Origin of the sequence: Alienimonas chondri, from assembly GCF_013036045.1 — a bacterium.
GTDB classification, from domain to species: Bacteria; Planctomycetota; Planctomycetia; order Planctomycetales; family Planctomycetaceae; genus Alienimonas; species Alienimonas chondri.
Map to the genome: position 1 here is coordinate 1 of NZ_WTPX01000155.1, position 10774 is coordinate 10774.

Below are 10774 nucleotides of genomic sequence, written 5' to 3' on the forward strand. Positions count from 1 at the left end.
CTTCAAGGCGGCGCGGATGTCCGGCTGCTGGTTCAGGGGCAGGCTGGTTTGGGGGACGCGGGGGCCGGTTTTGCCCTGGGCGATGCGGCTGGGGCGGTAATTGCTGGTGCGTTCGCCGCGGACGTTCGGGTTCGGGTCGGCGGCGGCGAACAGCTCGTCGTTCACTCCGACGCTCGGTTCGACGGCCTCGTCGAGGTCGTCCTCGGCAAACTCCGGCACGGTCACGTCCGGCTGCATGCCGATCTTGGCGTAGTTGCGGCCGTCGGGGCTGTAGAAGCGGGCGGTCGTCAGCTTCATTCCGCTCCCCCCGTTGCCCCCGCGGGCGCCGGACAGGTCGATGATGCTCTGGACGCTCCACTTGCCGTAGGTGGTGCGGCCGACGATCAGGCCGCGTTTGTGGTCGCGGAAGCAGCCGGCGACGATCTCGCTGGCGCTGGCGCTGTCCCCGTCGACCAGCAGCACGACTTCCAGATCCCGCTTGGTCAGCGTGTTGCGGCTGCGGGCCTGATAGGTCTGGGTCTGACCGCCGGCCGGGCCGCGGGTGCCGACCAGCACGCCGTCTTCGATGAACAGATCCAGCACGTCGACCGCGGCGTCCAGCAGGCCGCCGGGGTTGCCGCGGACGTCCCAGATCAGCTTCCGCATCCCCTGGCCGCGGAGCGTGTTGAGGGCGTCGGCCATCTCGCGGGCGGTGGTCTCTTGGAAGCCGCCCATGCGGATGTAGCCGACGCCGTCGATCGGGTCGATCATTTCGACCGCTTCGACGCTGTTCACCTCGACGGTGCGGCGGACGAACCGGCCGCGGCGGACGACGTCGTCGGCGCCGGTGATCTCCAGTTCGACGCTGCTGAACTCCGGCCCGCGGAGCAGCTTGGCGGCTTCGTCGGTGGTCATGTCGCGGCAGTCGACGCCGGCGATGCCGGAGATGTACTCGCCGGCTTTGGCGCCGCCCTCTTCGGCGGGGCTGCCGGGGAGGATCTTGCGAAGGAACTGACCGCGGCCGGACTCGGCTTCGATCTCGATGCCGATGCCCACGAAGTTGCCCTCGATGTTGCCGTACAGCGAAGCCAGGCCGTCCGGGGAGAGGAACGTGCTGTAGTCGTCCAGGGCGTTGGTGCAGCCGGCGAGGTACTCGAAGATCACGGCGGATTCGCTCAGACCGCACAGCTCGCGGCCGATGCGGGCGGCCCGGGCGACGGTCTGGCGTTCCGCCCCTTCGCGAACCGGGGCGTTCCAGAAGTCGGTGCGGAGAGCTTCGCGGAAGCGTTCGACGTTTTGCTCCGCGGCGCCGCCGTCGCGGCCGTGGGCCGGGAGGTTGTGGCCGAGGAACTTGCGATCGGACAGCGCCAGATAGAGGCTTTCGGTGCCGTGAGCGACGAGGCTGGTGGCGCCGATCGGCTCGACGTAGTTCCGCCGCACCTGGCTGAGCACGACGTCGTACAGGTCCAGCGCGGCCTGCGGCGAGCGCTTGAGCAGGTCGTCGGTGTAGCTCGGGTCGGCGTAGCGGCGGTGGATGCCGTAATGAATCTTGCTGCGACGGATGCCGTATTGCAGCGCCCGAATCGGCTCGGAGACCGGCTCCGCGTCGACGGCGTCGTGATCCGGGGCGAAGCGGTCGAGGGCGTCGTCGTAGTGGCGAATCGCCTCGCCCCACTTGCGGGCCCGTTCCAGGTTGCGACCGTCCGCGACCGCGTCGGCCAGCGACGCCGCATCCTCAAACTGCCCCGGCCCGGCGACGGCGACGTTCGCGGCGCCGGCGGGGAGGAAGAAGCCGCCACAGAGGGCGACGAGTACGGCGAGCGAGCGGGAGGCTTTGGTCATGGGACCTGGCTCTGAGCCGGGGCCGGCCTCCTTGGCGGCGTCTCGGCGGGAAGTTGTTGGACTCCGGCGTGGGGGCCCGGTCGGGCCGCCGCACGACTTGAGGCTACGCCGGGAAAGTTCGTACGCCAAACTTCTATCCCGCTCAGAAGGCGGATTAATCCGCACAGCCGGAGCGCCCCGCCGTCGCGGTTCCGATCAGGCCTGGAGCCGGGGTTCTCGATATTGAGCAAGCGTTATGAAATCAGGGGATTGAGCCGCGTTTCCGCGGCGATTCCCTACGGCGTTCAGCACGACCGACGCCCCGTCGTCCCGTTCTCTCGGGCGTCTGCGTACGAGGTTCACCTATGGGGCCCCGCTCAGCAAGCGCGATGCCGATCCTATAGGGATTTTCGCAACCGCGTGATCGGCGTAGGGATCTTCCCGCACGTTCGGGGCGGGGGCGTCGCCGATTTCCCCAGAAGCGGGGGGACGACGTACGTCGAAACCCCATGCGGTCGCGCGGCGCCCGCCGCTACGCCGAACGGCGGTTCGCCCTAAAGTGCGACCCGCGTGACCGCGGCGGCGAGTTCGGCGATGACCGGGACCGCGACGCTGTTGCCGCATTGTTTGCGGAGCGCTCGGTGGCTCACCGCGATGCGGTACTCGTCCGGGAAACCCTGCAATCGCAGGAGCTCCCGGCCGGTGGGGCGGCGTTCGCCGTTCACTAATAAATAGCTGTGGCTCGCGTTCGCCCGCAGCGCGCAGCTATATGGGTGCTGGCCGATGTGGCCGCCTTTGTTTTCATGCCAGATCGACGGACGCAGCGGCTCTTTCCCCTGCTCGGCCAATCGGGCGAGGCGCTTGGCGCGGATATATTCCGTCCCCCACAGCTTCGGGGCGACGGCGTCGTCCGGCTCTAAAATCTCCGCCAGGTCCGCCCGCTCCGGGTAGGGCGCCGGCCATTGAAACTCGTTCGCCCCGTCCAGATCGCTGCGGAGGGCGATGATAAACGTCCGTTCGCGACGCTGGGCGACGCCGTAGTTCAGGGCGTTGAGAACCGTGACGTGCACCGTATAACCCAGTTCCTCCAGCGTGCGCACGACCGTGGCGCAGGTGCGGCCGCCGTCGTGGGTGCGGAATTGTTTGACGTTCTCCAACACCGCCGCGGCGGGGCGATGATGCTTAATGAGCCGGGCGACGTCGAAGAACAGCGTGCCGCGGGTGTCTTCAAAACCGCGTCGCTTGCCGATGATGCTGAACGCCTGGCAGGGGAAGCCGCCCAGTATCAGATCGTGTTCGGGCACGTCCGCGGCTGATATTTGAGTGATATCGCCGTGCGGACGGTCGCCGAAGTTCGCTTCATAGGTGTCGCAGGCGTCGGCGTCGATCTCCGAGGAGAACACGCATTCCCCCCCGGCCGCTTCAAAGCCCAGCCGGAACCCGCCGATGCCGGCGAAGAGGTCGATAAACCGGAACCGCGCCGCCGTCGGCGAGAGCCGCGCGGAGGCGTGCCCGGTCCGCCGTAATAACACCGCTCCGCCGTCGCTCAGACCGGCGTCCGCATACCAAGCCGCCAGCGCGGGGGACTGGGCCGATTCGCCGAACAGCGGTCCGGCGCCGGACAACGTCGCTTCAAGCGTCCGCTCGGCGGTTTTCTCCCCGCCTTCGCCCTCGACTTCGCTTTGGCGGCTCGGCAGCTCGACCCGAATCGTACCGGAACCCGCCAGCCATCCCCCGCCCTGCGAGGCGCCGGCCCGCAGCGGTCCCAGCGGCAGCACGCCGTCGGCGGCCTCGGCGGCGCTCAGGGCGATCGTCGCGAACCGCGGGGACATGAGACGGGTTGAAGGGGGAAGGTTGAAGGTGAAAGGTTGCAGGGGGAGCGACGGGGCAAGCAAGGAGACGCCGTGGCGGTTTCCCCCTTCCACCTTCCTCTTTCCACCTTCAACCCGTCCGTCGCCCGTGGCCGATTCCGTCGACCCCGCCGTGCGGAGCGCCATCATGCGGGCGGTGCGGGCGGAGAACACCGCCCCGGAGATGACGGTGCGAAAACTCGCCCATCGACTCGGCCTGCGGTTCCGGCTGCACCGCCGCGATCTGCCGGGGACGCCGGATCTAGTCTTCCCCGGGCCGAAGAAGGTCGTGTTCGTGCACGGCTGCTTCTGGCATCGGCACCCGCATCCGGCCTGCCGGCGCGGTCGCAGCACGCCGGCCACCCGCGTCGACTACTGGCAGGCCAAGTTCGATCGCAACGTCCGCCGCGATCGCCGCGTGCAACGGCAGCTGCGCGAGGCCGGTTGGGGCGTGATGGTCGTCTGGGAGTGCCAGACGAAGGCCGCGGGCCTGGAACGGCTGGCGGGACGACTCCAGCGGTTCGTGAAAAGCGAGGGGTGAGGGGGGCGGAAAGAAGGGGGCTCCGCTGCGTGTTTTCTCGTGCCTCCCGCCTTCACCCCGCGGCGGCCCCCGTGATCGCCCTGCCGTGGCGTCGGGCGAACCCCCAAAGGGGGTGCGGCGGGCTGTGCGCCGACGATCGGGCGCAGACAATCCCCGCGTGACCTCCCCCCCGCCCCACGCCGCTGCCGCATCCGAAGCGGCGCTCGCTCAGGCGCTGGGTCGCACCGCGGATCTCGCCGCCGAGGGGATGGATTCGCCCGAAGCCGCGCTCGAATCGGCCGTCGAGCTGGCCTGCGAGCTGACCGGCTGGCCGCTCGGTCACGTCGTGCTTCCCCTGCCCGAAGGGCCACGCCGCGGGGAGAGCGAAGAGGACGCCGGCTCGCCCGATCCCGGCTTCCAGGACACCAACATCTGGCATCTTTCCGCGGCGGGGGAGCGGTCGGAGCGGGGCGCCGCGCTCGTCGGGGCGCTGGAGGGGTTCGGCGCCGGGGCGCTGCCGGGGGGCGTCGGTCCTTCGGCCCCCACCGCCGCCGGCCGCGCCTTCCATCGGGGCGAACCGGCGTGGGTCGAACTGGCCGAGACCCGCGCCGACGCCGGCAGCGCCCGGGCCGCGTTGGGCGACGCCGGCCTGCGGAGCGCGTTCGCCGTGCCGATCCTCGTCCGCGGGGCGGTCGCCGCCGTGTGCGAGTTCTTCACCCCCGACCCGGCTCCGCGGGGCGGCGCATCGAACACTGCTGAAGGAGCCGCCGCGATCGCCGTGGCGATCGGGCGACAGGTCGCCGGGGCGTTGACCCTGTCGCGAACGCGGGCGCAGCTGGCGGCGCGGGAGGACGACCTGTTCGATCTGTTCGAGACCGCCGCCGCCGGCATCGTGCTGCTGGAACCGAACGGGGTCATTCGGCGCTGCAATCGGGCGTTTGCGCAGTCGCTGGGGCGTTCGCCGAAGTCGCTGGCCGGGCGTCCGATTTCGGATCTGTTCGCCCCCGGCGGTCGCGGCGGCGGGCCGCTGCTGGCCGCCGCCAGATCGGGGCGGGCGCTGCTGGGGCATGAGGCCGACTTCCTCGTCGCTCCCGATTCAAAACGGACGTCGAACGCCCGCCGGGCGTCCGATTCCCGCCGGGCGAACGAGGGAAACGGCTCGTCCCGGGGCGAAATCCGCACGCTGCTGATCGACGCCGACGCCCGCCTCCCCCCCGCCCCGCCGGGGCCGGGCGAGGCGCCCAATCGCCCGGCGTCCGCCGAAATCGCCGCCGCCGATGACGCCGCCGCCGATGACGACGAGCGCCGGCAGGGCGGCATGGGGCCGGAGGGCGGGTTGTTCGTGGGGCCGGCGCTGCGGTGCTTCACCCGGGACGTGACCGCCCGCCGTCGCCGGGATCAGGACCGCAATCGGTTAGCGGAGATCGTGCGCGCCACCCCGGACGCGGTCACGTCCAAGAACCTCGCCGGCGTGCTGCAAACGTGGAACGAGGGGGCGGTGCGGATGTACGGCCACTCGCCCGAGCGGGCGCTGGGGCGGACGGCGCCGGAGCTGGGTATCGTCCCGCGGGAGCGGCGGGAAGAGGACGCCCGATTGATGGCCACCGCCGCCGCCGGCAAACGGGTCGAACAATTCCAGACGAAACGGGTGCGGGCGGACGGCACGCGCATCGACGTCAGCCTGACGGTGGGCCCGGTGCGGGACGCCGCCGGCCGGGTGGTCGGCGCCGCGTTCGTCGCCCGCGACATCACCGAACAGAAGCGCGCCGCCGAGCAGTTAGAGCGCGCCACCAGCCGGGCGGAGCAGGCCAGCCGGGCGAAAACGGAGTTCCTCGCGAACGTCTCGCACGAACTCCGCACGCCGATGAGCGCGATCCTGGGGTTCACCGAACTGGCCGCCGACGAGGCGCTCCCCCCGCACGTCTTGGATTGGTTGGATACGGTCCGCGAAAGCGCGGATCACCTGCTGGCACTGTTGAACGAGATCCTCGACTTCTCCCGCATCGAGAGCCGGCGGTTCGAACTGGACCCGATTCCCTTCTCCCCGCGGGAGGTGGTCGAGGAAACGGTCCGCAGCCTCGCCCCGATCGCCGACCGCAAGGGGCTGGAACTGACCGGCTCGGTCGCCCGCGGCGTCCCGGACGCCCTGACCGGCGACCCGGTCCGCTTGCGGCAGATCCTCACCAACCTGACCGGCAACGCCGTGAAGTTCACGGACCGCGGTCGCGTCGCGGTGCGGATCGAACGGGAGACGTCCGGCGGCGACGCGGGCAACGACGCGGCCGGCCCCGACCCGCAACCCGGCGACCCGGTCCGGTTGCACCTCACGGTGCAGGACACCGGCCCCGGCATCGCCGCCGCCGACCGCGAGCGCGTCTTCCAACCCTTCGCCCAGGCCGACAACACCGCCACCCGCAAGCACGGCGGCACCGGGCTGGGGCTGTCGATCACCCACCGTCTGATCGGGCTGATGGGCGGGGCGGTGTGGATGGAAAGCCTCTCCGAGTCCGACCTGCCGCAGGCCGAATCGCGAACCGGCGAATCGCGTACTGGCGAATCCGATACCGACGAGACGAACGACGCGCCCCCGGACGACGCGCCGGCGACGGGCACGACGTTCCATGTGACGCTCACGCTGCCGGCGGCGGACCCGGCGTCGGTCTCGATGGAGGGGACGGCGGCGGACGTCCCGAAGGATCTGGTTCCCAAACTGCGGGGACTGCCGGTGTTGGTGGTGGACGCCAGCCCGGAGAACCGCCGACTGCTGTGCGAGGCGCTGGAAAGCTGGCAGATGTCGCCGGTCTCCGCCTCGACCGAGCAGGAAGCCCGGGACATGGTCGCCGCCGCCGCCGCCGACGGGCACGCCTTCCCGCTGGTCCTGGCCGACGCCGCCCTCGCCGGTCTTCCCAAGGCCGGCTCCGGGAAGTCCTCCACAGTGAACGGGGCGCCTCAGGGCGGGGTGGTGGCGGAAGCGGCGGCGGCGGGCGGCGCCGGGGTCGTGCTGGTCACCGCGGACGGCCGGCGCCGACGCCGCGCCGAACTGGACGCCCCCGGCGTGGCCGGCGCCGTGGAGAAGCCGATCGCCCGCAGCGAACTGCTGGACACGATCGTCGCCGCCCTGGGCGCCGAGCCGATCCACGATTCCGACGGCGATCGCCCGCGGTCGGTCATCCCCGCCGCCCAGGCCGCCCGATTGCGGGTGCTGCTGGTGGAAGACACCGCGGCGAACCGCAAAGTCCTCACCGCGGTGCTGGCCAAACGCGGCCACAAGGTGACGGTCGCCGTCAACGGTCGGGCCGGCGTGGAGACGTTCACCCGAGCCCTGGACCGCGCCGCCGACCGCGCCGCCGCGGGTAAATCTCCGGTCCGCAAGAATGCGGTCGGCGGTCGGGGCGGCGGGTTCGACGCCGTGCTGATGGACGTGCAGATGCCGGTGCTCGACGGGTTGCGGGCGACCGCCGAACTCCGCCGGATCGAAGAGGCCCGCGGTCTGCCCCGCACCCCGGTGCTGGCCCTCACCGCCCACGCCCTCAAGGGCGACCGGGAGCGCTGCCTCCAGGCGGGGATGGACGGCTATCTGTCCAAGCCGATCAACGTACACGAACTCATCGGCGCCCTCGAACGGCACGCCCGCCGCGCCCGTCGCACGGCGCCGTCCCGGGAGCGGGCGGAGCGTCTGGCCGCCTCGCCCGTCGTCGACCCCCGTCACCCGACGTCCGTGACGCTCCCGGCGCTCCCCGGCAAGCTGGAGGAGGAGGACTTGCCGGAGACGGAGTTCGACATGCCCGTGATGGACGACGACGACCTGGCGGAGACCCTCCCGGCGGAAGACGCCCCGGCGGAGAGCCGGTCGGCGCCGGTGATCGACCGGGACGAGGACGGGCTGGCGTTGTTCGATCGGTCGGCGGCGCTGGCCCGGATGGGCGGGGATAGCGGGCTGTTGGCGGAGGTGGCCGGGCTGTTCGCGGAGGACGCCCCGCCGCTCTGTCGCACCTTCGACCAGGCCGCCAGGTCCGGTAATGCGGAGGCCGCCCGGGTCGCCGCCCACACGCTCAAGGGGATCTGCGCGACGCTGGGCGGGGAGCGGGCCAAAGCCGCCGCCGCCGCCGCCGAAGCCGCCGCCAGCGCCCATGTCGATGACGCCCTGATGCGCGGCCGCGACCCGTCCTCGCTGCCCGCGGACCGCGTCGCCGACCTCCCCCCCGCCGGCGACGCCATGACCGCCGCCGTCCAACGCCTCGCCGCCGCCCTGACCGAAGCGTTTCTCACCCGGTGAGCACAAACGAAGCAATACAGCGACTTCCCGTAAGCAGCATGGAGATTTTATTCGGATTGCTCAAAGGGAATGTTCTTTCTTCAGGTCTCGCAGGTCCGACTCTAGGTCTACGGCCATCATCTGTGTGTAAATTCGAGAGATCTTTCCTTCATTCTGCCATGCGATGAGCTTTCGCAGGTCGTTCAGCCGTTCCTTCCAAGAAACTCCATCGGCGACGAGAAGTAAGTGGGTGTCCGAACGTTTACGAGCAGCGATCCGCTCAATATCTCCCAGCACATCGGTTTGCTTGCTGCCAGTCGCCCCGTATCCTTTGCACTCAATTAAGATTCGTGGGTCGTCTTTAGAGGGGATAGCGAAATCTGCTTTCTCCGTCTCGGTTCCGTTCGCCCCAACAAATCGGCAGCGGGTTTCATAGCTTCCGGCACCGAACACGTTGGAAACGATTGATTCGATGGCATCTTCCAGCGATCGGCCGCGATTTTGTCCCTTGATAGCGCTCCCGCGACCAAACCGCAGGCGTTCTTCCAAAATGTCTTTCCAATCGACTGGGCGGTTGACCAACCCACCCAAGGCAGGCCGAATGCTGAGATCGTCTAGTGCATCGAGATAAGCCTCCCGGTCTTTATTGAATCGAAGGACTCCGACTCCGCCTACAGACCCAAGCCGATCCTTCAAGGCGACAGTAAATTCGTCTCTGGACATCCCGAGCACCAATCGCACGACTGTTTGGGCCGCCTTGAAGTCGGCGGAGAACAGTGCGGAGACGTGTTCCCGGGAATATGTATCCCGTACAGAAATTCGACCGATTGCCGATAGAACGGCCGCCGAATGATCGTCGATCCAAGTTGTTTCAATCGCCGAAAGTTCGGCAACGACTTCCTTTAAAGTTTGGCGGTAGCGCTTCATCTTTTCCCCACGATCAAATACTCGGTGACCTCGTTGCGAGAGGCGGATCGGTGTGTTCCGAAATGATAGCGGTGGGGACGGCCAACCACGCTTACTGACGAATGGTATCGACTGAGTAGCCGGACGATTTCATCCAGGTCAGGATATCCGTTTGAAGAGTAAGACAGCACCGTCACGCTGTCTGCAAAACGTTGGAACATTCGGTCGAACGCATCGTGCGCTGTTCGTCGGTATGAGAACGGAGTATAGGGCTTGGCGATTTTTTTGACCCGGGTCGACTCCATAATCTCAACCCCATGCCAGTAACAGGCGAGACCCTCTAGAAAGTGATATCTCTTGATGTAGCAGTTGTCGTCGGAGCGTGGCACATAGGGCGGGTCGAGGTATACCAAGTCGATTCCAGTAGGGTCGAGGTCGAATACGTCGCTCCGAACCGCCCTGTTCTTATGGCCATTGTCGAACGCAGTCTCGTTATACTTAGCTAGGTGTTCGCGGAAATGCTCTCGGAGCGAGAGTCGTAGGTCTCGTCTCCCGTCTTTGTACCGAGCTGGATCTCCGGCAACAGTAAAGACCCCCCGCGGTTGCCGCTTGGCACATGATCGAATCAAGGCTGCTGTGGCGATTGACCGCTTAATCGGATCGGTAAGCTTACGGATATTCCACGACACCCGATCTAGGAATCGCAGTTCCGTAGGCGTATAGAATATACCGGTGAATGTGTGTTCGATGAAATGGCGGTGCTTCGGGTCGTACTCCATTAGCCGTTCGGCTTCTTCTTCAGACACCCTCACTCCGGGATTCGCAACGGTCGCTGTAGCAATTTCGATCGGGAAAGCTAGGAAATCCGCCGAAGTCACTCGTTTGTTCATCGCCTTTAGCAGAAATCCGACGCACCCGGAACCCGAAAAGGCGTCTAGGGCGGAAGCGAATTCTAGCTCTCCAAGCACTTCGTGAAGCCATGGGAGCAGCCTGAACTTGCTGCCCATATACCGCATCATGGGATAATCCCGCACGCAGTCCGGCATTGGTCTGTCTGAGAGCAACAGCGGTCGGGCGGCAGCGGGCATTCAAGTTCCTCGGCAGCGGTGTGGACGTGTTGCCGGAGCTATCGGCGGAACTGCCAGCGTAACGCCTTTTCGATCCGGCTGCCGAGATCTCTGTTCCGGCGTGATTGCCGTTGCGTCCTTTTGGTCCAGCTTTCCGGCGGGTGGCACTGGCGTTTCGCCAGTGAGAGTGGCGGGATTCCTCACTCGGCGAACGACCTGTTCGTCCACGCCACCCAGCACTGGCGAGACGCCAGTGAGAGTGTGGGAAGCCGGGGCTCTCGGAGGGAAACTGGGGATGTCTGACGTCCTTCGTCTCCCTTCGAAAGCCCCGACCCGTGGACCACGAACTGAAGTCTCACGCTCTGAAGTTTATCGC

6 protein-coding genes are annotated in these 10774 nt (G+C 67.8%); 2 read left to right on the forward strand and 4 right to left on the reverse strand.

Annotated elements, in window-relative coordinates; genetic code table 11:
* A partial coding sequence (locus LzC2_RS17725) for a S41 family peptidase (RefSeq protein ID WP_171189362.1) occupies positions 1-1821 on the reverse strand: 1821 nt, incomplete at its 3' end.
* A 533-nt stretch (positions 1822-2354) separates the two neighbouring features.
* Positions 2355-3632 (reverse strand): DNA cytosine methyltransferase, encoded by a 1278-nt coding sequence (locus tag LzC2_RS17730; RefSeq protein ID WP_171189363.1) that lies wholly within the window; start codon positions 3630-3632, stop codon positions 2355-2357.
* A 127-nt stretch (positions 3633-3759) separates the two neighbouring features.
* On the opposite strand from LzC2_RS17730, the gene LzC2_RS17735 reads away from it, so the two are divergent.
* Positions 3760-4191, forward strand: a complete 432-nt coding sequence (locus tag LzC2_RS17735) for a very short patch repair endonuclease (protein WP_206678779.1) — start codon at positions 3760-3762, stop codon at positions 4189-4191.
* 157 nt (positions 4192-4348) lie between these two features.
* The gene (locus LzC2_RS22630) at positions 4349-8446 is read left to right on the forward strand and encodes a PAS domain-containing hybrid sensor histidine kinase/response regulator (RefSeq protein WP_171189365.1); all 4098 of its coding nucleotides are present in this window, start codon (positions 4349-4351) and stop codon (positions 8444-8446) included.
* Between the two features lie 60 nt (positions 8447-8506).
* On the opposite strand, the gene LzC2_RS17745 is transcribed toward LzC2_RS22630, so the two are convergent.
* Both LzC2_RS17745 and LzC2_RS17750 read right to left on the reverse strand, forming a co-directional pair.
* Entirely contained in the window at positions 8507-9352 is an 846-nt protein-coding gene (locus LzC2_RS17745; RefSeq protein WP_171189367.1) for a DpnII family type II restriction endonuclease, read from the reverse strand.
* Entirely contained in the window at positions 9349-10419 is a 1071-nt protein-coding gene (locus LzC2_RS17750) for a DNA adenine methylase (RefSeq protein ID WP_206678780.1), read from the reverse strand. The genes LzC2_RS17745 and LzC2_RS17750 overlap by 4 nt, the downstream gene beginning before the upstream one ends.
* Positions 10420-10774 lie beyond the last annotated feature (355 nt).

Coding starts and splice junctions, on each gene's coding strand:
- LzC2_RS17745 (WP_171189367.1), bottom strand. CDS start 9,352: ATGAAGCGCTACCGCCAAACTTTAAAGGAAGTCGTTGCCGAACTTTCG.
- LzC2_RS17750 (WP_206678780.1), bottom strand. CDS start 10,419: ATGCCCGCTGCCGCCCGACCGCTGTTGCTCTCAGACAGACCAATGCCG.
- LzC2_RS17730 (WP_171189363.1), bottom strand. CDS start 3,632: ATGTCCCCGCGGTTCGCGACGATCGCCCTGAGCGCCGCCGAGGCCGCC.